15 protein-coding genes, 1 tRNA gene, 1 other RNA gene and 1 pseudogene are annotated in these 22,571 nt (G+C 72.2%); 3 read left to right on the forward strand and 15 right to left on the reverse strand.

Going from position 1 to position 22,571, the window contains the following annotated elements; all coding sequences use genetic code 11:
* Positions 1–578: 578 nt before the first annotated feature.
* The 4 genes from E0L36_RS17510 to E0L36_RS17525 form a co-directional block, all read right to left on the reverse strand.
* A complete protein-coding gene (locus E0L36_RS17510) occupies positions 579–1,028 on the reverse strand; it encodes a VOC family protein (RefSeq protein ID WP_180930091.1) in 450 nt (149 codons plus the stop codon).
* Positions 1,029–1,319: 291 nt separating this feature from the next.
* The gene (locus E0L36_RS17515; protein ID WP_180930769.1) at positions 1,320–1,781 is read right to left on the reverse strand and encodes a helix-turn-helix transcriptional regulator; all 462 of its coding nucleotides are present in this window, start codon (positions 1,779–1,781) and stop codon (positions 1,320–1,322) included.
* Positions 1,782–2,212: 431 nt separating this feature from the next.
* Entirely contained in the window at positions 2,213–3,160 is a 948-nt protein-coding gene (locus E0L36_RS17520; protein WP_180930092.1) for a trypsin-like serine protease, read from the reverse strand.
* Between the two features lie 141 nt (positions 3,161–3,301).
* The gene (locus E0L36_RS17525; RefSeq protein ID WP_180930093.1) at positions 3,302–3,916 is read right to left on the reverse strand and encodes a hypothetical protein; all 615 of its coding nucleotides are present in this window, start codon (positions 3,914–3,916) and stop codon (positions 3,302–3,304) included.
* A gap of 400 nt (positions 3,917–4,316) precedes the next feature.
* On the opposite strand from E0L36_RS17525, the gene E0L36_RS17530 reads away from it, so the two are divergent.
* Complete coding sequence (locus E0L36_RS17530) at positions 4,317–6,332, forward strand: prolyl oligopeptidase family serine peptidase (protein WP_258016319.1); 2,016 nt, start codon at positions 4,317–4,319, stop codon at positions 6,330–6,332.
* 166 nt (positions 6,333–6,498) lie between these two features.
* Here the strand turns inward: E0L36_RS17530 and E0L36_RS17535 are convergent, their stop codons facing one another.
* The 11 genes from E0L36_RS17535 to ffs all read right to left on the reverse strand — a co-directional run bounded on the left by E0L36_RS17535 (position 6,499) and on the right by ffs (position 21,098).
* A complete protein-coding gene (locus E0L36_RS17535; protein ID WP_180930094.1) occupies positions 6,499–7,515 on the reverse strand; it encodes an SURF1 family protein in 1,017 nt (338 codons plus the stop codon).
* 205 nt (positions 7,516–7,720) lie between these two features.
* Positions 7,721–8,863, reverse strand: a complete 1,143-nt coding sequence (locus E0L36_RS17540; protein ID WP_180930095.1) for a DUF4232 domain-containing protein — start codon at positions 8,861–8,863, stop codon at positions 7,721–7,723.
* A complete protein-coding gene (locus E0L36_RS17545; RefSeq protein ID WP_180930096.1) occupies positions 8,860–9,471 on the reverse strand; it encodes a SigE family RNA polymerase sigma factor in 612 nt (203 codons plus the stop codon). The genes E0L36_RS17540 and E0L36_RS17545 overlap by 4 nt, the downstream gene beginning before the upstream one ends.
* A 468-nt stretch (positions 9,472–9,939) precedes the next feature.
* Positions 9,940–11,229 (reverse strand): aspartate kinase, encoded by a 1,290-nt coding sequence (locus E0L36_RS17550; RefSeq protein ID WP_180930097.1) that lies wholly within the window; start codon positions 11,227–11,229, stop codon positions 9,940–9,942.
* Between the two features lie 849 nt (positions 11,230–12,078).
* On the reverse strand, positions 12,079–13,515 hold the full coding sequence (locus E0L36_RS17555) for a WD40 repeat domain-containing protein (RefSeq protein WP_180930098.1): 1,437 nt from the start codon (positions 13,513–13,515) through the stop codon (positions 12,079–12,081).
* A 173-nt stretch (positions 13,516–13,688) separates the two neighbouring features.
* Positions 13,689–14,537 (reverse strand): endonuclease I family protein, encoded by an 849-nt coding sequence (locus E0L36_RS17560; RefSeq protein WP_180930099.1) that lies wholly within the window; start codon positions 14,535–14,537, stop codon positions 13,689–13,691.
* A 691-nt stretch (positions 14,538–15,228) separates the two neighbouring features.
* Positions 15,229–15,909 carry a DUF5063 domain-containing protein gene (locus tag E0L36_RS17565; RefSeq protein WP_180930100.1) on the reverse strand — a complete coding sequence of 227 codons (681 nt, stop codon included), beginning with the start codon at positions 15,907–15,909 and terminating at the stop codon, positions 15,229–15,231.
* A complete protein-coding gene (recR, locus tag E0L36_RS17570; RefSeq protein ID WP_180930101.1) occupies positions 15,902–16,501 on the reverse strand; it encodes a recombination mediator RecR in 600 nt (199 codons plus the stop codon). Before recR ends, E0L36_RS17565 begins: the two co-directional genes overlap by 8 nt.
* Before the next feature lie 839 nt (positions 16,502–17,340).
* Positions 17,341–17,676 carry a YbaB/EbfC family nucleoid-associated protein gene (locus tag E0L36_RS17575; RefSeq protein ID WP_180930102.1) on the reverse strand — a complete coding sequence of 112 codons (336 nt, stop codon included), beginning with the start codon at positions 17,674–17,676 and terminating at the stop codon, positions 17,341–17,343.
* A 568-nt stretch (positions 17,677–18,244) separates the two neighbouring features.
* On the reverse strand, positions 18,245–20,761 hold the full coding sequence (locus tag E0L36_RS17580; RefSeq protein WP_180930103.1) for a DNA polymerase III subunit gamma and tau: 2,517 nt from the start codon (positions 20,759–20,761) through the stop codon (positions 18,245–18,247).
* 238 nt (positions 20,762–20,999) lie between these two features.
* Positions 21,000–21,098: signal recognition particle sRNA small type (gene ffs / locus E0L36_RS17585), an RNA gene on the reverse strand.
* A 72-nt stretch (positions 21,099–21,170) separates the two neighbouring features.
* Here ffs and E0L36_RS17590 point away from each other — a divergent pair.
* Positions 21,171–21,255 (forward strand) — tRNA-Ser (locus tag E0L36_RS17590).
* A gap of 318 nt (positions 21,256–21,573) precedes the next feature.
* A pseudogene (locus E0L36_RS17595) lies at positions 21,574–22,290 on the forward strand (transposase); the annotation flags it as partial.
* Between the last annotated feature and the right edge of the window lie 281 nt (positions 22,291–22,571).

Genomic DNA, 22,571 nt, shown 5'->3' on the forward strand with positions numbered 1-22,571 from the left:
CGGGTCTCGGGTCTCGGGTCTCGGGTCTCGGGTCTCGGGTCGAGTGTCGCGGCCTCGGATCTCGGTCCCGGGTCACGGGCCTCAGATCACGGGCCTCGGATCTCGGGTCGCGGATCACGGGCCTCGGCCTCGGGTCGGGGCTCGGAGTTGGGGCGGTGCTGACGCCTGGCTGGTGGTGCTCGTCCGGCGGAGCGTCGCACCGCGCGGCGGGCGAGGCGAGGCGGCTCGGACTTGGTGGCCCCCTCCGGGTCAGGGATTCCCGGGGTTACCGGGCTTCCCGTCGGGACCTTGCCGTAAGGGCCTTCCCGTCGGGACTTTCCCGTCAGGACCTTGCCGTCGGGAACTTCCCGTCAGATGGGTGGACCTTTCTGGCTGAGGCCCTTCTGGCTGGGGCCCTTCTGGCTGGGGCCCTTCTGAGCGGGTGGTCCCGTCGGTGGATAGCCCCGTCAGGTGGTTGGTCCCATCCGGGCGGGGACCCGTCGGGCGGGGTCCCGTCGGGTGGGCTCTCGCGGCGGGGTGGGGCGTGACCCACCGGGCTGAGGGGCGTGGTCGGGGCCCGGAACGGGCTGTCGGTGGGGTCAGCCCTCGGCCTCGTGGTGCCACTTCTTGCTGTGGTCCAACTCCTCGTTCTGCTCCGTCAGGGAGAACCAGTTGCCGTTGTCGTCACGGAAGATCGCCTCGGTGCCGTACGGACGTTCCTGTGGTTCCTGGATGAACTCGACGCCGTTGGCCTTGAACCTCTCGTAGTCACCACGGCAGTCGTCCGTGTGGAAGGCGCCACCGCCGATGACGCCCTTGCTGACGAGTGTCGAGAGCGCCGCCGAGGAGTCCGGGTCGAGACCGGGGCCGTCCGGGCGCATCAACGCCAGCTGCAACTCGGGCTGGCCGGGGGCGCCGACGGTGATCCAGCGCATCTCTCCCATCGAGAGGTCGTTCCGGACTTCGAGTCCGAGCTTCTCGGTGAAGAACCTCTTGGTCCGCTCCTGGTCGAAGGACCAGACGGTGACGATGGCCAGGGCTTTGATCATGAAGAACTCCGTGGTCAGAACGGTTGGGCACGATCAGCCTAGGGAGCGGGGGCGCTGTCCGCTTCCTGAGAATTGCGGTGTCCGTCGGATCGCGGAGCGGGGTTGCGACAGCGTCCTGGCGTCCGCCCGCTGCCTGTCCGCAGCCCACCCCGGGGGGCAGCCGGGGGGCAGCCCGGTTGCCGAAACGGGGGCCGGCGGGCGCGTGGCGGGGCGACCGGGTGGTGGTCGCGGTCACCGCCCCGGAGACCTGCCCCTGGGAACCCGGGGCCTGCCCCCTGGGAACCCCGGGGCCTACCCCTGGGAAGGGGACGGGGACCCGGGCGGCTCCGGGGCCTCAGGGGCCTCAGGGGCCTCAGGGGCGCCAGTCTCTCGCCGTGCGTCGGTGTCGTCGTCGGGTCGCCGGGGCGGGAAGCCGCCCGCCCAGAAGAGGGCGTAGCAGTTGGGGATCAGGGCGGCGCCCTGGCGCTGGTTCCGCGTGCGGTACTCGCTCGGCGTCAGCCCCGTCTGCCGTTTGAAGCGGCTGGTGAAGGTCCCGGGGCTGCTGAAGCCGACCAGCAGGCAGATCTCCGTGACGGACAGCACGGTCGTGCGCAGCATCTCCTCGGCCCGTTCCGTACGGCGACGGGAGAGGTACTGGCCGGGCGTCTCCCCGTATACCGAGGTGAAGGCGCGGAGGAAGTGGTAACGCGAGTATCCGGCGTGTGCCGCGACCGCCGCCAGGTCAAGCCGGGGGTCGGCCCACTCGCGGTCCATGAGGTCCTTGGCACACCGCAGCCGCCGGAGATACGCGAGGTGTCCGGGCAGCTCGGCGCCCCGCGCCTCTCCGCGCGGCCCGCCCGGCCGCGCACCCCGTACCTCGTGCTGTGGCTGCTGCGGCAGCTCGTCCGACGCGTCCACGACACCGATGCTGGCACGGCCCTCTGACACCCGTTCCGTCGCCGAAGCGGTGCGGCCCGCCCACGACGGAGAGCGTGGGCGGAACAGGTGGCTCGGGCCGCTCCCGCGAGCCCGCCCCGAGCCACCTGTTCCGCGAACCGCCTGACCAGGGAACCGTCTGCCGCCGCGAAGCCGCCCGAGCCGTCGCCCCCGCCGAGCCGCTGGCCGCCAACTCGCCCGGTCCGCCGAGGAGTCCGGGGTGGGGAACACGCCGCCTGGCGGGGTGCGCGGTGTTCCCTCGATCGGGGTCAGTTGATGACGCCGCTGATCCAGTCGTGCTGGGCGCCGATGCTGGTGAAGATGTCGGAGGTGACGCCACAGGAGCCGACGGCCCGGCTGTTGACACCGGTGAGCTGCCACCGGCCGTCCACCTCACGCACGGCCGAGGCACCGGAGTCCCCGCCGCAGGTGCCCCCGCCGCCCGGCGGGTTGTCCGTACAGAAGTCGCCCTCGCGGATGCCCCAGGCGTCTCCGTCCTCCTCTCCCCGGATGCACCGTTCGGTGCCCGGGTCGAGCACCGGAAGGTCGATCTCCCGGTGTTTCCTGGGGAGTTGCGTGGGGTCGTTGTCCGAGGCGGAGGTGTATCCCCAGCCCATCGCCTTGACCTTGCTGCCCGTCGCGGGCATCTCGGTGGCCAGCGCGACCGGTTCGTGCGGGACCTTCTCGGCCAGCTGGATCAGGGCGATGTCCTGACCGTCCTCCCGGTCGTCGTGGTACACCCAGTCCGGGTTGACGGTGAACTGCTTGACCCTGACCAGCGATCCGCCCTCGGCGCGGTCGAGCGAACCGACCCGCACCTGGTACTTCGAGGGGTCGTTGACCTCGAACGGGTCGTCGCCCTCGCCCGGACCGGCGACGCAGTGCGCGGCCGTCACCACCCAGTCGGCGGCGACGAGCGCCCCACCACAGGTGTGGCTGCCGGGGTCGCCGTTCCGCTCGGTCTGGAGAGACGCCACGAAGGAGTAGTTCTCGGTCGACTCCTCGCCGCCGATTATCTTCGTCTGGTATCCGGAGTCATCCGGTTTGGGCTGCGAGTCCTCCACCGCGTTGACGGCGGACGCTCCCGCCACGAGACCGGCGGAGAGTGCCACCGCCGCCGTGGCCCGCACGGTCTTCCGCCGCGTCCAGGTGAGCCGTCGTCTCTGGTTTTCCGTGGAGTTGGAGATGAGTCCGTTCCCTTCTCTTTCCTCACCCATGTCTCGGGATAGCGGGATCACGCTAGTCCCGGGGGCACCACCCGTCCATCGGCTACCGGACTGTCGCGGTCGAGGTAACTCCTGTGCGTGGCAAGGATGTTGGGGGTCGCGTCGCGGAGTGTCCGCGTCTGCGGGAGGCGTTCAGGAGGCGGAAGCCGCCGGGCCCGCGCCGTCCCCCGGGTTCGCGGAACCGCCGTCGCCGGGGCTCTGGGGGTTGCCGGGGTTCGGGGGACTCCCGGGGTGGGGGTTGCCGGAGTTCCAGGGGCTCCCGGGTGGCGCGGACGCGGTGGCGCCCGCCGACGGCGGGGGCTCCGGTGAGGTCGGCTCCGGGGGCGGGGCGGGGGACACCGGGGGCGCGGACGCCCCCGTCACCGTCAGCTCGGCGTGGTCGCCCGTGACGGCGATCCCGACGGAACCGCCCGCCGCGACGGCACCGCGCCCGTGGGCGACGACGCCCCGCCCTCCCTGACCGTCCAACGTCCCCTGTCCGGACGGCGGTTGCGGACCTCCGGAACCCCCTGGCCCTCCGGAACCTCCGGGCTCGCCGGTGCCGCCGGACGGCTGGACGCCGGGGGCGCGGACCAGTTGGCGGAGCGAGAGGGCGAAGGCGCCCACCCCGACGGCGGTACCCACGATGCCCGCCCACTGCCCGGCCGTGTCCAGATCGGTGAACAGGGCCACCGAGGCCAGGCCGACGGCGACCACCGCCCCGGAGATCAGTCCGCACCACGCCAGAGCCCTCGACTGGTTCGTCAACTCCCGTACCTCCAGGCCGGTTTCGGACGCACGGCCACGCCCTCGGCGCTCCGGGAGACGTCCCGCACGACGGCCCGGTTCCCCGCCACCGACCCCGCCACACCCCGCCCCGCCCAGACGTACCGCCCCAGCACGCGACCGACCGCGACCGACCACGTCCGACCGCCACAGGTGCCGCACGAGCGCCGCTCCGCCCCACGCCTGTCCACCGCCCCGCCCCGCCGGACCCGCTCCACGCCCACCCACGACCGGGGCGCGGGGCGGCACGGACGGGCACCGGGACGCCGGGTCGTCGTTCGACGCCACCGCTCGCGGCCGTGGTGCGGGGATGGTCGTCGGTGCCGTGTACCGCGCCGTACCGGCCGCCGTCGAACGGGCGAGGGACGGCGACAATGGAGCCATGAGTACGAGTAACGGGGAGCGCCCCGACGCGAGCGCGGCTATGCCCGACTGGGAGAAGCGCTTCCGGGCGCCCCGGGTTTCGCTGCCGCAGTGGGCTGAGGACGCCCCGGACCGTTCGCTGTTCATCTCCAACGCGACCGGCACCTACGAGCTGTACGCCTGGGATCGCGCCACCGGCGCGCAGTGGCGGGTCACGGACCGTCCCAGCGGTACGACCACGGGCACCCTGTCTCCGGACGGCGAGTGGATCTGGTGGTTCTCGGACACCGACGGGGACGAGTTCGGAGTGTGGCTGCGCCGCCCGTTCACCGCCCCGCCCGCTCAGGGCGCCAGCGTCACCGGGACGGCCGCGACCACCGGAGACAGTCCCGCCACCGCGACCAGTGAGGGCGGGTCGGCCGGTGCGGGTGGGTCGGCCAGCGAGGGCCGGAGCACCGGGAGCGAGGGTCCGGACGCCGGGCCCGACGGCCGGAAGTGGGACGAGCCGACGTCCGCCCTCGGTCCCGCCTACCCGGCCGGGCTGGCCCTGGGCCGGGACGGCACCGCCGTCGTCGGCAGGTCCACCGACGAGGAGGGCTCCACCATCCATGTGGTGCGCCCCGGAGTGGACGCCGGGGAGGGCCGCGAGATCTACCGGCACCGCGAATCGGCCGACGTGGGTGACATGTCGCGGGACGGCACGCTGATCGTCATCGAGCACACCGAGCACGGGGACGCGATGCACGCGGCGTTGCGCGTCGTGCGCACCGAGGACGGCGGCACCGTCGCCGAGCTGGACGACACCGAGGGGGGAACCCGGGAACTCGGGCTGACCGTGCTCGGTTTCGCGCCGGTCGACGGGGACGCGCGGCTGCTCGTCGGGCACCAGCGGCGGGGCCGCTGGGAGCCGATGATCTGGAATCCGGTCACGGGCGAGACGCGGGAGCTGACGATAGACCTGCCGGGGGACGTGGGCGCCGAGTGGTACCCGGACGGTTCCGCGCTGCTCGTCGTCCACAGCCACCAGGCCCGTAGCGACATGTGGCGCTACGTGATCGACGGCGGGCGGCTCGTCCGGCTCGACACCCCGCCCGGCTCGGTGTCGGCGGCGGGCGCCCGCCCGGCACCGGCGAGCGCCACCCCGGAGGCGGTCGCGGAGGCGGAGGTGGAGTTCCTGTGGTCCTCCGCCGCGCAGCCGCCCCGGGTGCTGTCCACCGCCGGTTCCGTGGTGCTGAGCCCGCCCGGGATGAAGCCGCCGCCGTCCGTGCCGGTGGAGGACGCCTGGGTGCCGGGGCCGGGCGGGACCGTGCACGCCCTGGTGCAGAAGCCCGCCGGGGAGGGCCCGTTCCCGACCGTCTTCGAGCTGCACGGCGGCCCGACGCACCACGACTCCGACTCCTTCGCCGGGCAGCCCGCCGCCTGGGTCGACCACGGCTTCGCCGTCGTACGGGTCAACTACCGTGGCTCGACGGGCTACGGGCGGGAGTGGACGGACGCGCTCAAGCACCGGATCGGCCTGATCGAGCTGGAGGACGTGGACGCGGTCCGCCGGTGGGCGGTCGAGTCCGGGCTCGCCGATCCGGCGCGCCTGGTCCTCGCGGGGGGCTCCTGGGGCGGCTACCTCACCCTCCTCGGGCTGGGCACCCAACCGGAGGTGTGGGCGCTCGGGCTCGCCGCCGTCCCGGTCGCCGACTACGTCACGGCGTACCACGACGAGATGGAGGGGCTGAAGGCGATGGACCGGACCCTGCTCGGCGGTACGCCGGAGGAGGTCCCGGAGCGCTTCGCGGCGTCCTCCCCGCTCACCTACGTCGACCAGGTGCGGGCGCCGGTGTTCATCTCGGCCGGTGTGAACGACCCCCGCTGCCCCATCCGGCAGATCGACAACTACGTGGAGCGGCTGGTCGCGCGGGAGGCGCCGCACGAGGTCTACCGCTACGACGCCGGACACGGCTCGCTGGTGGTGGAGGAACGGATCAAGCAGTTCCGGCTGGAACTCGACTTCACCCGGCGGCACCTGCCGGGTTCGGGCTGAGTCCGAGGCGCTCCGGCGGAGTCCGAGGCGGAAGCGCGCGCGGCCCGGCCCTCGTCGGCCGGTGCCGCGCGGTCCGGGTTCGGCCCCCGTGGCCTCTGCTCCCGTGGCGGCTGTCGGCCCGTCGGCCGCCGTGGGCGGCTGTCGGTCCGCTCGTCGGCCGTCGACCTCAGCGGACGCCGGTGGTCTCGGCCGAGTCGCCGGACGTGCCCGATGTCCCGTCGACGGGCGCCCCGGTGGAGGTCCCGCTGCCGGAGGTGCCCGTGGCGGGCGCTCCGGTGGGCGACGGCTCCGGGGGGTCGGTGGACGGGTCGGGGACGAGGCCGAGTTCGATGTCGCGGGCGAGTTCGGCCTCCCGACGGAACAGCCGGAACCACATGAAGAGCACGAAACCGGCGAAGGCGAACCACTCGGCGGTGTAGCCGAGGTTCTGGAACGCCTTCATGTCGAGCCCGGTGTTGTCGGCCGCGACCGGCGGCACCGGCTTCAGCGGCGAACCCTTCGGCGTCCGCTGCACGGTGATCCACGCGTTGTGCACGTCGTACGGCACCACGTTGACCAGTGAGGCGGCGCTGATGAAGCCGAGCTGCCCGCGAGGGAGGCTGCCGGAGGCGCCCACTCCGGGGCTGTTGTGCGACTCGACCGCCTGGAGCACGCCGGTCACCGTCACCTCGCCGGACGGCGGGGCCGGTACCCGGTCCGCGTCCGGAGCGCCCGGCAGCCAGCCCCGTACGACCGGCAGCGCCTTGCCCGCGCCCTCGGCGCCAGCGCCCTCGCCGTCATGGTCCGACTCGGCGGACTCGGGGGCGGAATCGGCGGATCCGGCGTCGTCCGCTCCGCGCTTCGCTGGCTCGTCGCCCCGGGGGAACAGCAGGTCCAGAACGTAGAAGCCGCTCTGGTCGTCCAGTCGGCGGTCCGGGACGAGCAGCGTGCGGTCCGCGTCGTACCGCCCGGTGACCTCGGCCGTCCGGCCCACGGTCCGCTGGTCGATCGGCAGCAGGTCGTCCAGCGGCTCGGCGGTGGCGTCCGCCGCCTCGTCCACGACCCTCCGCTGGTCCTCGTGGGTGTCCACGCGCGACTCGAAGCGCCCCAGCTGCCAGCTGCCCATGAACAGGCAGACCGGAATCGCCAGTACGACGAAGACGTTGATCCCCCACCATCGGGGAGTCAGCAGAAACCGGTACACGTCCCCCACGGTACGGGGCTCGGGCCCGAGCGGGCGCCCGGGGTCCCGCACCGGCCTCCCCACCCGTCCGCTCCCGTCCCCACCCGTCCTCAGCCGAGCCGGAACCGGGCCCCGAGGACGGCGAGCCGCGCGGCCCGACCGGTCCGGTCCGTCCGGCTCATCCCGTCCGTCCGATCAGGAGCCGGGGAGCACTCCGGGGTTCCGGTCAGGAGCCGGGGAGCACTCCGGTGCGGTAGACCGTCCCCGAGCAGGCGCCCGGCACCGTGGTGTTGGCCACGACGGGGCCACCGCCGTCCGGGGTGTGGCGGACCGTGATGCTGGCGGCACCGTTGTCCGGATTATCCGGACCGCCGCTCCCGCCGCCGTCGTTCGGGCCGCCGGAGCCGCCGGTCTCACCGCCGGTGTCGGTCCCGCCGTCCACTCCCGGGCCGGGCGCCTCGCCCCCCTCGGAACCGCTGGTGCCGGGGCTCGGCTGGATCCCCTGGCAGGAGGAGCCGCCGTCCGCCTGCGGCACCCAGGCGAACCGGACGACGTACGAGGAACCCGGCTCCAGCACCAGCCGCTCGACCGACTCGCCCGGATCGGGCAGCGCCGGAGCCGCGCCGCCGCCCTGGTGGTCCTGCACGTTGATCTGACTGTTGCCCGCGCGCCCCTGCGCCGCCACCTGCACCGTGCCGCCGCCGCGCACCGCGCAGGCCGAGTCGGAGGTGTTGACGACGCGGAAGGTTCCGTAGACCCGGCCCTGCCCGTCGGGCTCGCCCGCGACGGCGGAACCGGAACCGAGTTGGCCACGGTCGCAGGCCGGGGCGCCGTCCGGGTCGGTGCCGCCGGACTCCGTGCCGCCGGACTCGCGGCCCTCGCTCGGCTCGGCCGACCCCTTCTCGTCGCCCTTGCCGCCGCCGTCCTTGCCGTCGGTCTCCTCGCCCTCGCTGTCCGCGCCGCCGGAGTCGGCCCCCGCGTGTTCCGAACCGGAGGGGGAGCCGCCGGGGCCGTGGCCCCCCGGCTCACCGCTGGCCGCCTCCGTCGGCTGGTCGGAGCCGCTGACGCCCGGAACGAAACCGCTCACCAGGGCGGAGGCCCCCACCCCGGCCAGTACCACCGCGGCGGCCGCGCCGACCAGCGCCTGCCGCCGCCGGGCGCGCCGTGCCGGGATGGCCTGCCGCAGGTAGGGCAGCGCGTCGGAGGCGGGCCGCAGATCGCCGACGCTGGCGCGCAGCGCCTCGCGCAGCGCCTCGGCCTCCGCCGGGGAGGCGTCGCCGGGGGCGGCGGCGGGACCGGGGTCGGGCCGTCCCTCCCCGGGTTCCACTCGCCCCCCCTCGCCGTCCCGGCCGGGGTACTGCGCGTTCATGTCGTGGCCTCCATGGCGACCCGCAGCGCGGCGATCCCGCGCGATCCGTACGCCTTCACCGAGCCGACCGACAGGCCCAGCACCTCGGCGACCTGCGCCTCAGTCATGTCCGCGAAGTACCGCAGCACCAGCACCTCCCGCTGGCGGCGCTGGAGCCCGCGCATCGCGCGGATCAGCTGATCGCGCTCCAGCAGTTCGTAGGCCCCCTCCTCGGCGCTCGCCATGTCGGGCATCGGCTTCGAGAGCAGCTTCAGCCCGAGGATGCGGCGGCGCAGCGTGGAGCGGGACAGGTTGACGACCGTCTGCCGCAGGTACGCCAGGGTCTTCTGCGGGTCGCGGACTCGCCGCCGGGCCGAGTGGACCCGGATGAACGCCTCCTGGACGACGTCCTCGCAGGAGGCGGTGTCGTCCAGCAGCAGCGCGGCGAGGCCGAGCAGCGACCGGTAGTGCGCGCGATAGGTCTCTGTCAGGTGGTCGACGGTGGTCCCCGCCGTCATCGCGTCGTCAGCTTCCCCGGCCTCCCCGGCGTCCCTGACCCGCTGCGTGTCCGTGCGCGACGCGGGCAGGCGCGACGCCCCGGTAGCCGACCACGGGGCCATCACGGGCATGCCTCCGGAGCGCCCACCCGCGCGCCGGGGAACTGTCGCGATACCGATTCCAAGTGCCTCTGCCACGCTTGTTGGACACACGTCCCCCCAACAGGGTTGTACGCCGCGGGCATTGTCGCCGCGGACAGCGCTCTCCCTGGCCTCATGCGCCACAGCCCTTCCCGGATGCCCGTCCCCTCCTCCGGATCCTCCGGATCCCCCGGCTGGCCGGATCCCCCCGGATTCCGGCCACGTGGGTTCCCCGACCGTCTCGGCCCCACCGTGCCACGCGTCCGGCGAGCCGGCCTCACGCGGTACGCGGACCGGTGTGGGGCGGACGGTGTCGGACACGAGGACGCTCCCTGTCCGGCCGCGGTGCGCGGCCGGACAGGGAGCGCATTGTTGTTCACGAACCCGCCCCGTGACCAGGGCCCGGGGCCGAAAGCGAACGGTCCCGCCAGGGCCCGGGGTGTTCCCCGGGGCGCGGTGTCAGCGTCCGGTGCCGCCGTAGACCACGGCCTCGTCGCTGTCGCTGTCCAGGCCGAACGCGGTGTGCACGGCGCGGACCGCGTCGTCCACGTCGTCCTGCCGGGTGACGACGGAGATGCGGATCTCCGAGGTGGAGATCAGCTCGATGTTCACCCCGGCGTTGGAGAGCGCCTCGAAGAAGGTGGCGGTGACCCCGGGGTTGGTCTTCATCCCGGCGCCGACGAGCGAGATCTTGGCGATCTGGTCGTCGAACCGCAGGGACTCGAACCCGATGCTGCCCTTGGCCTTCTCCAGCGCCGAAATGGCCTTACGCCCCTCGGACTTGGGGAGCGTGAAGGAGATGTCGGTGAGGCCGGTCGAGGCGGCGGAGACGTTCTGCACCACCATGTCGATGTTGACCTCGGAGTCCGCGATCACGCGGAAGATGATCGCCGCCTCGCCGGGCTTGTCCGGCACCCCGACGACCGTGACCTTGGCCTCGGAGGTGTCGTGCGCGACGCCCGAGATGATCGCCTGCTCCATCGGCTCTTCCCCTTGCCCGCTCTGCGCGTCCTGCGGCTCGTTACCGACCCAGGTGCCCTTGAGTCCGGAGAAGGACGAACGGACGTGGATCGGGATGTTGTAGCGGCGCGCGTACTCCACGCACCGGTGCAGCAGCACCTTGGAGCCGGAGCTGGCCAGCTCCAGCATGTCCTCGAACGAGATCCGCTCGATCTTCCGGGCCTTGGTGACGACCCGGGGGTCGGCGGTGAAGACGCCGTCCACGTCGGTGTAGATCTCACACACGTCGGCGTCCAGCGCGGCGGCCAGCGCGACGGCGGTGGTGTCCGAGCCACCCCGCCCGAGGGTGGTGATGTCCTTGCTGTCCTGCGAGACGCCCTGGAACCCGGCGACGATGGCGATGTTGCCCTCGTCCAGCGAGTCCTTGATGCGGCCCGGGGTCACGTCGATGATCCGCGCCTTGTTGTGCGCGGAGTCGGTGATCAGCCCGGCCTGGCTGCCCGTGAAGGACTGTGCCTCGTGGCCGAGGGATTTGATCGCCATCGCCAGCAGGGCCATGGAGATGCGCTCTCCGGCGGTCAGCAGCATGTCGAACTCGCGGCCGGAGGCGACCGGGGACACCTCTCCAGCGAGATCGATCAGCTCGTCCGTCGTGTCACCCATCGCCGAGACCACGACGACAACCTTGTTGCCGTTCTTCTTGGCCTCGACGATCCGCTTGGCAACGCGCTTGATGCCCTCGGCATCGGCAACGGAGGAGCCGCCGTACTTCTGCACGACAAGGCCCACGTGTGCTCGCTCCTCGTAACTCTCTCGGGGATCGCATGAGCCGGATCCCCGCGTCGGCTCAGTCTAACGAGCACCCGGATTCCGCCATCGTTCACACAAGGCGAGACGACTCGCCCACTCCGTGCGCAACACGGCGTTTCCCCTGCACTCGTCCAGAACCGCATCTTCCCGCTGACCGCCTTGGCACACGCGAACGTAAGACAGCTCACACCGCGTCTCACCTATCGGGACGCACATCGGACACACCATCCCGGAGGCCGCGTCACCCCCGCTCCACCCCGTCCCACTCGGCCCCCGAATGAGTCGGAAATACCCGAAACCGGGCGGCACACGGACCCCGGGCCGGGGGGCATCTCCGGACAGCCGGGACAGCCGAGGTGGCTGAGATGGCCGAGATGAGCGGGGCGGCCGGTACGCCCCAGGACGGCTGGGCGGCACGGTGGCCGAGCGGCACGGGGCGACGGGGCGTCTGGACGGACACCCGGGCCGACGAGAGCTTGGGACGCCCGGATGGAACGGGAGGGCGGGACGGCTCGTCCGGGTCCGGACGGCGAGCGGCGGGGCGGAGCCGGACTCCGCCCCGCCGCGCCGTGGGGGGTGCGTTCGCACTGTGGGGGTGCGAGACGGAACCGGGATTCCCGGAACCGTCGGAACCGCGCGATCCGAACGCGTCGGGTGAACCAGCGGGCCCACACTGGAGATTCCCGCACGAAATAGGTGCCTACCATTACATTCCGTAAAGGGCCGCTGAGGGGCCACGCACTTTCCTTATGTTTCCTCCCCGGCCTCTCTCCGCCCCGCTAAAACCCCTGTCTCCTCGCCGCACCACCCCGGAGTGGGAGCACCGGATCAGACCTCGCACTCCCCCGACGCTCCCCCGGCGAAACTCCGCTCCGAATCGGGAACCCACTCCCGGGGAAGACCGACCGGGAAGACGCGGATCTCGCCGCCATTCGGAATCCCACCGTGGTCCGCCGTCGGCAGAGTGACCGCCAGCCAGCGGTTCTCGGGCGACCAGGCGACCCCCGCGTGAGCCGGGAGGAACTGGCCGTCGAATGCGCGGCAGGTGACGATCCGGCCATCGCTCACTCGCCGGATGAGAACCGACCTGCCCTCCGAGGGCTTCTCGCCGACCGCCAGATAGCCGCCGTCCGGACTCACCGCGAGAGAACGCCCCAGCCTGTCGTTCGCGACCGTGCGGAGAACGTGGCCGGACGCGGGATCCACCACGCAGACCAGCTCTCCACAGCCGACGAACACCCGTGATTCGTCCGAGGAGAACGCGACCTCGTCGTACGGATCCGGCCCCAGGAACTCCGGTTCGCCCTCATCCGAATTCACCGCCTCGCGCAGACTCAGTACCCGCTCCTCGCCCTGTGGTGACAGCAACGCGACGGCGGGACCCGACGCCCCCTCGGCGCGGTACCGGCCGGTGGCCGAACGCCGCCTCCCCGTCTGCGGCGGCGCCTCGACCGGGTCGCCCGAGGTCACGTCGTACGCCAGCTGGGGGCCGAACTCCTCGTGGTGCCGCAGCGTGACGACCGGCTCGCCGGGCACCCACATCAGCCACGGGGACAGGTACTCGGTGGAGGGGACACGGAGGCATTCGCTCCAGGAGTCGGTGGAGTACACCACCAGTGCGCCTTCGCCACTGCTGACGGCGAGGAAACGGCCGTCGTCGGAGAACTCCGCGTGGCGCGGTGTGTCGTCCGCGTCAAACGGCCTCAACTCCACGGTCGGACGGCGCAGATCGGGTATCTCCTCGGCCTCGCCGTCCAGGGGCCAGTCGGCACGGGTGGCATAGGCGGAAGTGCGCCACCAGTCGCCGGGCGTCAGATGCGCCATCCAACGGGGATCGGTGACCACCACGTCGTAATCGGCGCCGACCCGCAACTCCTCGGCGCGCGCCAGAGCCGCCGCCTCCTCCTCCGGCATCTGGTCGAAGCGCGTCCCCAACTCCCAGGGAAAAGGGGTGTAGTTCTCGTCCAACAATGCCTGGGCGTCATCCGTGAACGGATGGTTGCGCGTCGCGACGCACTCCATACTCTCGACGAACCAACGGGTGTGCGCGTCCACCCAGTTCGGGTCAAGGCGTTGGTCCAGGGACATCGCCTTCCCGATGGGGGTGTCGATGTCGCCCTCCGCGAGGACGCGGAGGAAAAAACTCGCGTCGTCGACGAGCGGGATATGCGAGTCCAGGTCGTAGTAAAGGACCGTGACGCGCAGTCGTACACGGCGGTTCGGGGAGTCGGTGGCCAGCACCCGTACGCCATAGAGATCGGTCATTCGCCATCCTCGGTGAGCCTGTGGTGTTCCCACGGATCGGGCACCACACCTCACCCGAACCGAGGTCGCACATCGTCACAGCCACCGCTGACAGTCACACCCCCGGCCCGCGTGTCCCCGCCCCTCACGCGGGGTGGCCGGTCGGCGGCAGCGCGCCGACCGGCCCAACCGGCTCAGCTCCAGATCTCGTTGACCCACTCGGGGTTGTCGATGAAGGGGTTCCGGTTCTTCTGGAACTGCTCGAATATGACGTCGTTCCGCTTCTGCTCACGAGCGTCCGGCGGGTCGAGCTCGTTCCACTCCTTCAGCACGGAGAGGCGTCCGTGCAGCGGCTGCTTGCCGTTCTCGACCTCGTCGTTCGGCTCCAGGTCGGGGTAGGAGTCCTCACCCTCGTACCGGACGGCCATGTAGAGGATCATGCGGGCCACGTCGCCCTTGACCTCGTCACGCGGCTCGAACGAGTCGTTGTCGGTGAAGTTGCCCGGGGCCTCGCTCAGTTCCTCTCCGCCCTTGTCGAAGTCCTTGTTGCCACGGGTGCTGTTGACCCCGACGTCGGTGGGACGCAGGTGGTGGATGTCGGTGCCCGGGCCGGTGGAGGTGCCGAAGTCGCCGTGCGACTTGGCCCAGACGTGCTCCCGGTTCCACTGGCCCTGGTCACCGCCGTTGGCGTCCTTGGACTCCGAGCGGCCGGTGTACAGCAGCAGCACGTTGGAGGAGTTGTCCGGGTCCTCGTCGGTGACCTTGAGCGCGTCCCACACCTGGTCGTAGGAGAGCTGCTCGTTGTTGCTGATGATGCCGCTCAGCGCGGTCTTCAGCTCCTCGCCGGTCTTGCCCTCGGCGTCCTTGTAGTAGTCGTCGGGCGGGGCCACCGACGACGACTGGGAGACGGCGCTGCTGGAGGCCGAACTGTCCGGCGACGGCGTCGCGTTGGCGGTCAGCTGGACTCCGGAGGCCAGCAGCGCGACACCGCCGACCAACGCCACGGATTTCCATGTGACGCGCGTAGCAAGAGGATTACGCATGTGGGGGGTTCCTCTCTGGGAGCGGGCGCGCTCCTGCGTGTCGTCCGCGCTTCGGCTGGCGCTCAGCGCTGACCCGAGTCGACGCCGACCGGCTGGACGGCGCCCGCGATGGGCATTCGGCAAGCAGCGTGCCACAGATTCGAACAGCTACACCAGAGGTTCCCGCCACAAGCCCACCGCACACCCGTGGTTGGCCCTCCACGGCACCAAATCCCCGCCGTTGCCTCCGTGTTCACCGTCCGGACGGCCCGCGCGCCCCACCCACCACCCCACACACCAGGGCAGGGGAAGACCGCGTGGCCGCGGGAGACGCAGCGCCGTGTGCGGGGCGGTTCAGGCAGGTTGGGAGGGAAGCGGGGAACCGGCCTGGGGGCACCCAGGCCCCGGACGCCAGCCGCGTGACCCCGGACGGCCTCACGCGACGGCTCCGCGCCCGCGCCCGCCATCCGCCGACCGGAGTAGCCGGGCCAGGAAACGACGGAGACCGAAAACCCCTCGGAGCAGGACGAGTTGGGAGGGAATGACCCGACACGGCGGCGGGCCCCGGCTCAGCGGCGGCGCCCGACCAGCGGAGTCGGCCAGCCGGGACGGAACGGGCCGAGGAGCGCGACCGGGCCGACCAGGGCCGAACGGACCGGAACCGGCCCGGGGCCCAGGGCGGCCCAGGCCCCGGACCCGAACGCCGGGGCGCTCAGCGCTGCTTGAGCCCGAGCGGGGCGGCGATCTCCGCGGCCATCACCGCGCCCGCCTCCGCCTCCAGGTCTCCGTCATCGCCCTCGACACTGCCGCTGTCGGTGTCCAGCCCGTCCAGATCGTCGAGCGGGGTGTCCAGCCGGACGTGCGCCACCAGCGACTGGAGGGCACGCAGCGCGGCCGAGACGGTCGGCCCCCAGTTCGTCAGGTACGAGAACTGCCACCACCACAGCGCCTCGCTGACCCGTCCGGCGCGGTAGTGCGCCATCCCGTGCCGCAGATCCGTGACGGCGTCCGCGAGGTCGTCCGAGATCCGGCACGGAACCGGCGCCGTGCGGGTTTTGTACGGGTCGAAGACCTCGGCGTACACGTCGACGGGGTCCAGCAGCGCGGCGAGGCGCTCGCGCAGCTCGTCCACGTCCGGCTCCGGACCGACATCCGGCTCGTACCGCTCGTCCGGGACGATGTCCTGGTGCGCGCCCAGCCGCCCCCCGGCCAGCAGGAGCTGGGAGACCTGGAGGAGCAGGTGCGGGACCGCGCTGTCCGGGTCGTCCCCCTTGGCGATCTCGGCGATCGCCACGATGAAGCTCTCGACCTGGTCCGACACCTGGACGGCGAAGTCGTCCGGGTCCCCCTCGGTCGCGTTGAGTGTGCCGTCGGCCGTCGTGCGATCAGACATCGAGCAACCTTCTTCCCTCGAAGGCCCGCCCCAGCGTGACCTCGTCGGCGTACTCCAGGTCTCCCCCGACGGGGAGGCCACTGGCCAGTCTCGTCACCTTCAGTCCCATGGAAGCGACCATCCGTGCCAGGTAGGTCGCCGTGGCCTCCCCCTCCAGGTTGGGGTCGGTGGCCAGAATCAGCTCGGTGACGGTACCGTCCGCCAGCCGCGTCATCAGCTCCCGCATCCGCAGGTCGTCCGGGCCGACCCCCTCGATCGGGCTGATCGCGCCGCCCAGGACGTGGTACCGCCCGCGGAACTCGCGAGTCCGCTCGATCGCGACCACGTCCTTCGGCTCCTCCACCACGCAGATGACCGAGGGATCACGCCGCGGATCGAGACAGACCCGGCACCGCTCCTCCTGCGCGACGTTCCCGCAGACCTCGCAGAACCGGACCTTCTCCTTGACCTCCGTCAGCGCGTGCGCGAGCCGCCGTACGTCCGTCGGCTCCGCCTGGAGGATGTGGAAAGCGATCCGCTGCGCGCTCTTCGGACCGACGCCCGGCAGCCTGCCCAGCTCGTCGATGAGGTCCTGAACCACGCCTTCGTACACGGATGAACCCGCTTTCCTCTGCTCCCGCTACCGATCTCCGCCGTTCCTGCTGCTGATACTGACATCACCCCTCCCACCGGAACCACCGGACGGGCGGAACTCGCACTCCCGGTGACCGACCCCACAGCAGCCGACCACGCGCCGCGACGGCCCCGCGGGCAGCTCACCGTGGCCGCCCAGACGCCCGCCATGACCCGGCGGACGCCGCCCACGGCCCGCGAGGGCACAGCCCCGGAGCCCTACGAGCCGGTCCGGCGCCCCCGCCGCGTCCGACCTGCGGTCCGCGTCCCGCGCGGGACGCGGATCCGCATCCCAGGCGAGACGGGATCCACATCCCACGCGAGACAGAAGGGGCGGTGACCGTCAGGGACCGGAGGGGTGCGGACGGTGGCGAAGACCGCAACGGAGCGGAAGACGGAAAAGGGTCCCGAGCACCCCGGAACGCGAGACCTCGGAACCCACGACCCACAAGCCCACGGCCCACGGCCCACGGCCCACGGCGCCAACCGTGCGGACCCGGGTCCCGCCCCGGAGTCCGAGATCCTCAGAACCTCGGAGCTCCAGATCCCCAGTCCGAAGGGGCGAAGCTCCGAACGGACACAGGGGGCAGAGAGGGAGAGGGAGAGGGAGAGGGAGGGAGAGGGGCAAGAGGCGGAAGAACGACGAGGGGGCCGAACACCAGAGATCCCCGAGACCCCCGAGATCCTGGGGTCCCCGGGACCACGAGGTCCCGGGCCCTCGGACCCCCAGGACCCGGCCCTCGGGCCCCTCGGACCCTCGGCGGTCCTCGGGATTCCCGAGTCTCCAGACGGCCCAAGATCCCAGGGTGCCCCGGTGGTTCAGAAGGGCAGGCCCGGCATTCCGCCCATGCCCTGCGCGAGCGGGCCCAGCTTCTCCTGCTGGAGCTGCTGCGCCGCGGAGTTCGCGTCCCGTACGGCGGCGAGGATGAGGTCGGCGAGCGTCTCGGTGTCCTCCGGGTCCACCGCCTTCGGGTCGATGGACAGCCCCTGAAGCTCCGCCGAGCCGTTCACCGTCGCCTTCACCAGACCGCCGCCCGCCGAGCCCTCGACGGTGCTCTCCGCCAGCTCCTGCTGAGCCGCCGCGAGGTCCTGCTGCATCTTCTGGGCCTGCTGCAACAGCTGCTGCATGTCAGGCTGGCCACCACCGGGAATCACGTCTTGGCTCCTGCTCGTAGACGACGTTCACGCTCCGTGCGACGCGCCCCCTGAGCTGACGCTCCAGGCACCGCGCCCGGTGAGCGCTCGCCGTCGAGCCTACGTGTTCTCCCACACCGCTGGCGCGGGACCCCGTGCGCCCCCACCACGGCCCGCACCCCGGAGCCACCCACTCCGGTTCGCGGCCGCAGACGGCGCCGGACGTACGGGACGGCGGCCGAAACAGGTGCCGGAGCGACGGACGTACGGAACGGGGCCGACACGTGCGAGGGAGCGACGGCGTGAGGGCTGACGTTCGGCGCGAGCCTCGCCCCTCGCGCTCAGCCACGGCCACGCACCCACCGGTAACGCGCCACACCCAGCCCGGCACCCAGCCCAGCGATCACCGCCCGTCCGGTACGGAGATCAGCGCCGCGTCCGCGAAACGGTGAGCGGGACGGTGGACGGGGAACGGGGAGTGGTGACCGGCTGGCACTGGGTGATGCGGGGCGGGTGGTGGTGTCGGCCGACGGGCGTCGGTGTCCCGCTGGACGGCACGGATGACCGGGTCAGTCGCGGTGCGGCCCGGTCAGTCATGGTGCAGCTCCTCCACCACGGTGGCGCCGAGCTCCCGCACGATCAGGTCGTGGCCGGAGAGCACGGACTCGTCCAGGTCCGGGTCGTCGGCCGTCGGCATGTCGTCCTCCAGGTCCGCGCTCGTGCCCGGGTACTCCGCCCCCGCGCCCCCCGAAGCGGCGGACGACGGAGCGGACTGTCCGTCCGCCTCGTAACCACCGGAGGGGCGCCCGGCGGCGGCCGTCCGTGCCGGGCCCGGCACGGACGCGGCGCCACCCGGGGCCGCACCGCCCGAGGGGCCAGCGGACTGCGCGGTGGCCAGCGCCTGCCGCGCCTCGCCCGCGCCGCCCGACGGTCCACCGCTCTCACCCTGCGCGGGTCCACTGGGCGGCGGCGCGGCGGGAGCCTGCGCTCCCGGCCCGGTGGGGGCGCCGAAGCCGCCGCCTCCACCACCCCAGCCGCCCCCGCCTCCGGAGGAGGGCGCGGGGCCGCCACCCGGACCGGACCCGCCGGCCGACGGGTCGACGATCGCCTCGACCTGCCATCGCACCTGGAGGGCGTCACCCAGCGCCTGACGCAGCACCTCGTCGCTCCCGCTGTTGGCGAAGCTGTCCCGGGCGCCGGGGTTGGGGAAGCCGAGCTGGAGCGTGGTGCCGTCGAACCCGGCGACCTGGGCGTTCTGGCTCAGCAGAATCCAGGTGAAGCGGCGGCGGTTCTTCACCGCCTCCAGGATCTGCGGCCACATCTGCCGCACCCGCGCGGCCCCTTCCCCCGGGTCGCCCCCGGCGGCCACTCCGTCCGGCGCTCCGGCCGCACCCGCGCCCACACCCGGGCCCGCCGCGGACGCGGGGCCACCGGACGGGCCACCGCTCACCCCGCCGGGGCCACCCGGCCCACCGGAAACAGGACCTCCGGAAGCAGGGCCTCCGCCCGAGCCACGCTGTGCCCCGGGCCAGGCGCCGGGACGGTGTCCGGCGGACCGTCCGTCATCAGCGGCGCCGGTGCCACCCGGCCAGGCTCCCGGACGTCCGGACTGTCCCGGCTCCTCGACCGGCGCGCCCGAACCGTCCGCGCCGGTACCGCCGTTGGCACCGTTGACGCCGCCGCCCGGCCAGGCACCGGGACGGTGTCCCGCGCCCCGCCCCGGACCACTCTCCACGGGCGCGCCCGGCCCGCCCTGAGGCGGCCCGCCCTGGACCGGCCCACCCTGGACCGGCCCGGCGCCCCCGGGCCCGGGCCCCTCCGGGGCAGCGCCCGAAACACCGGGGGACGGGGCGACCGCGCCCGGAGCGGCAGGCGGGACGGGCGCCGCCATCGACGGACCCTCCACCCCCGCACCAGCCGCCCCGCCAGCTCCGCCCCCGGCGAAGGCGGCACCGCGCTCCAGCCGGTCCAGCCGGGCCTGCGTCGCCCGCTCGTCGCCGTACGCGGCGGGCAGCAGCACCCGGGCGCAGATCAGCTCCAGCTGCAACCGGGGCGAGGTGGCCCCGCGCATCTCCGTCAGTCCAGCGTTGACCAGGTCGGCCGCGCGGCTCAGCTCCGCGGCGCCGAACACCGACGCCTGCGCCCGCATCCGGTCCACGACCTCCTCGGGCGCCTCCACCAGGCCCTTCTCCACCGCCTCCGGCACCGCCGCGAGGATCACCAGATCCCGCAGCCGCTCCAGCAGGTCGGCGACGAACCTCCGGGGGTCGTGGCCCCCCTCGATGACCCGGTCGACGACCTCGAAGGCCGCGGCCCCGTCCCCCGCCGCGAACGCGTCGACCACCTCGTCCAGCAGCGCGCTGTCGGTGTAGCCGAGCAGCGCCGTGGCCATGGCGTACGTCACCCCGCCGGAGTCGGCACCGGCCAGCAGCTGGTCCATGACGGACATCGAGTCCCGAACCGAACCGGCGCCCGCGCGAACGGCCAGCGGCAGCACCGCCTCGTCCACCGCGATCTCCTCACGGGCACAGACCGCCGACAGGTGTTCGCGCAGCGTGCCCGGCGGCACCAGACGGAACGGATAGTGGTGCGTCCGCGAGCGGATCGTGCCGATGACCTTCTCCGGCTCGGTCGTCGCGAAGATGAACTTCAGGTGCTCGGGAGGCTCCTCCACCACCTTCAGCAGCGCGTTGAACCCCGCCGACGTCACCATGTGCGCCTCGTCGACGATGTAGATCTTGTACCGGCTGGACGCGGGTCCGAAGAACGCCTTCTCCCGCAACTCCCGGGCGTCGTCGACGCCTCCGTGTGACGCGGCGTCGATCTCGATCACATCGATCGAGCCCGGACCGTTCCGGGCCAGGTCCCGGCAGGACTGGCACTCCCCGCAGGGTGCAGGGGTCGGCCCCCGCTCGCAGTTGAGGCAGCGGGCGAGGATGCGCGCGCTGGTCGTCTTCCCACAGCCGCGCGGCCCACTGAAGAGGTAGGCGTGATTGACCCGGTTGTTGCGCAGCGCCTGCTGCAACGGGTCGGTTACGTGCTCCTGCCCGATGACCTCGGCGAAGGTCTCGGGGCGGTAGCGGCGGTACAGAGCGAGGGACGACACACCCCCGACGATATCGGGGACCACGGACATCCATCCCCGCCCGCGCGACCCCACCCACCCCGACCCAACCGACGGCGACCGCGACCGCAACCGCGAGAAACGACGGCGACTGGCGGGAAACGACCGCGACGGAACAGCGCCACCCGAAGGTGACCCCACCCACACCCCATCACCCACCCCGAACCGGAGTGGAGCCGGAGTGGAACCGGAACGAGCCGGGCTCCCGGAGACCTCCCGGGACGTCAACGCCCCCCACGCACCCGCCAGAGCCAACCTACCCTTGCTGCCTTCCGGCCCTGGGGGAGTTCAGTCAGATAGCGCCGCGTGAGGGGCTGCCGCAAGCGTACCCGATCGCCGGGGATGCCAACGAGTTCGCGAACACCGCCCCACGTCTTGTATTGTTCCCGGCGGAGGATTCGCCTAGAGGCCTAGGGCGCACGCTTGGAAAGCGTGTTGGGGGCAACCCCTCACGAGTTCGAATCTCGTATCCTCCGCACCCGCCTGAACAGGCGAAACGAGAGGCCCCACCGGTCACCGGTGGGGCCTCTCTCGTAGCCTGTCAACCAGGTGCGGACCCGGGTATCGGCGGCGAAATGAACCTTAGTGGTAGGTTCCCCCAAGGAAGCGACCCTGTACATGGGCCAACACGGGATACAAGGTCTTCCAGTTCGTCCCCATCCCCTCCCCCGTTACCTTCTTCGCGGTCCTGCGAGAGGGCCGCTGGCCTCTGGGCCCGGCATGACTTTTGCCCCTGCCGAACGGATGACCTGGGGTCCGGAAGGTGCCGTCGGAGTCGCTGATGAGAGGTCCGGCCACCGACCGTTCGGCGCAATGCCGGACAGCTTGTGGGCGGCAGGTCTGCTATGCGGCGGATCGCAGACCTCCACCCTGGCGAGGCGAAGACCGACCCGAAGGACGCGGCCGTGATCGCGGACGCCGCTCACACCATGCCCCACACCCCGCGGTCCCTGACGCTGAGCGACGAGGTCACTGCCGAACCGACCGTACTGACCGGCTTCGACCAGGACCTGGCGGCCGAGGCTACCCGCACCTCCAACCGCAACCTGCTCACGCAGTTCCACCCCAGTCTCGAATGCGTCCTCGGCCACGGCTGGACCACCCTGCGGTGACCTGGCCGCTGGAACGCTACAGATCCCCGCAAGCCCTGCGGAAAGCAAGCCGCAGCAGGCTCGCCGAGGCGATCCGACCCAAGGTACCCACGCATGGCCGCCCGGCTGATCGGCGATGTCTTCGACGCGCTGAACGAGCAGACTGTCACCGTCCCGGGCACCAACACCCTCGACGTGGTGATCCCGTCGCTTGCCCGCTCGCTTGCGGCCGTCCACGAACAACGCGAGGCCCATGGAAGCACAGATCAACATCTTGCTGGAGGCCCACCCTCTTCACCGGATCCTGACCTCGATGCCGGCATCGAGGTCAGGACTGCCGCCACACCGCTAGTCATCATCGTTAACGGCACCAGCTTCCCCACCGCCGCCCACCTGGCCTCCTACACCGGCCTCCCCCCCCCCCCCCCCCCCCGGAGCGACCAGTACACGAGAACGAGACGGGGCGACCGCAACAACTCGTCGTTCCACGCGATCAGCTCGTTGTTGAGCTGCGTCGCACGAACGTGACCAACCTCCTTCCTCCTTACGCAACAGGGCTGTTGAGCGTAGCGACGCGGGGCGTGTGTCTGTCAGCGTTCCGGTGGCGACGCCCTTCGGCCTCGTGGAGGAATGAGCCCGACGCACGCCTCGCGCGGCTACGGAAACCACCCAAGGCGGATCCGGGGGATCCAGGTGCCCCG

The sequence above is a fragment of the Streptomyces sp. AJS327 genome (assembly GCF_013450295.1).
Classification (GTDB): Bacteria; Actinomycetota; Actinomycetes; order Streptomycetales; family Streptomycetaceae; genus Streptomyces.

What these genes read in the sequence shown, in the direction of transcription:
- E0L36_RS17560 (WP_180930099.1), bottom strand. Translation starts at nt 14,537, where the DNA reads ATGCGTAATCCTCTTGCTACGCGCGTCACATGGAAATCCGTGGCGTTG.
- E0L36_RS17515 (WP_180930769.1), bottom strand. Translation starts at nt 1,781, where the DNA reads ATGGACCGCGAGTGGGCCGACCCCCGGCTTGACCTGGCGGCGGTCGCG.
- E0L36_RS17520 (WP_180930092.1), bottom strand. Translation starts at nt 3,160, where the DNA reads ATGGGTGAGGAAAGAGAAGGGAACGGACTCATCTCCAACTCCACGGAA.
- E0L36_RS17565 (WP_180930100.1), bottom strand. Translation starts at nt 15,909, where the DNA reads ATGTCTGATCGCACGACGGCCGACGGCACACTCAACGCGACCGAGGGG.
- E0L36_RS17510 (WP_180930091.1), bottom strand. Translation starts at nt 1,028, where the DNA reads ATGATCAAAGCCCTGGCCATCGTCACCGTCTGGTCCTTCGACCAGGAG.
- E0L36_RS17545 (WP_180930096.1), bottom strand. Translation starts at nt 9,471, where the DNA reads ATGCCCGTGATGGCCCCGTGGTCGGCTACCGGGGCGTCGCGCCTGCCC.
- E0L36_RS17540 (WP_180930095.1), bottom strand. Translation starts at nt 8,863, where the DNA reads ATGAACGCGCAGTACCCCGGCCGGGACGGCGAGGGGGGGCGAGTGGAA.
- E0L36_RS17530 (WP_258016319.1), top strand. Translation starts at nt 4,317, where the DNA reads ATGAGTACGAGTAACGGGGAGCGCCCCGACGCGAGCGCGGCTATGCCC.
- E0L36_RS17555 (WP_180930098.1), bottom strand. Translation starts at nt 13,515, where the DNA reads ATGACCGATCTCTATGGCGTACGGGTGCTGGCCACCGACTCCCCGAAC.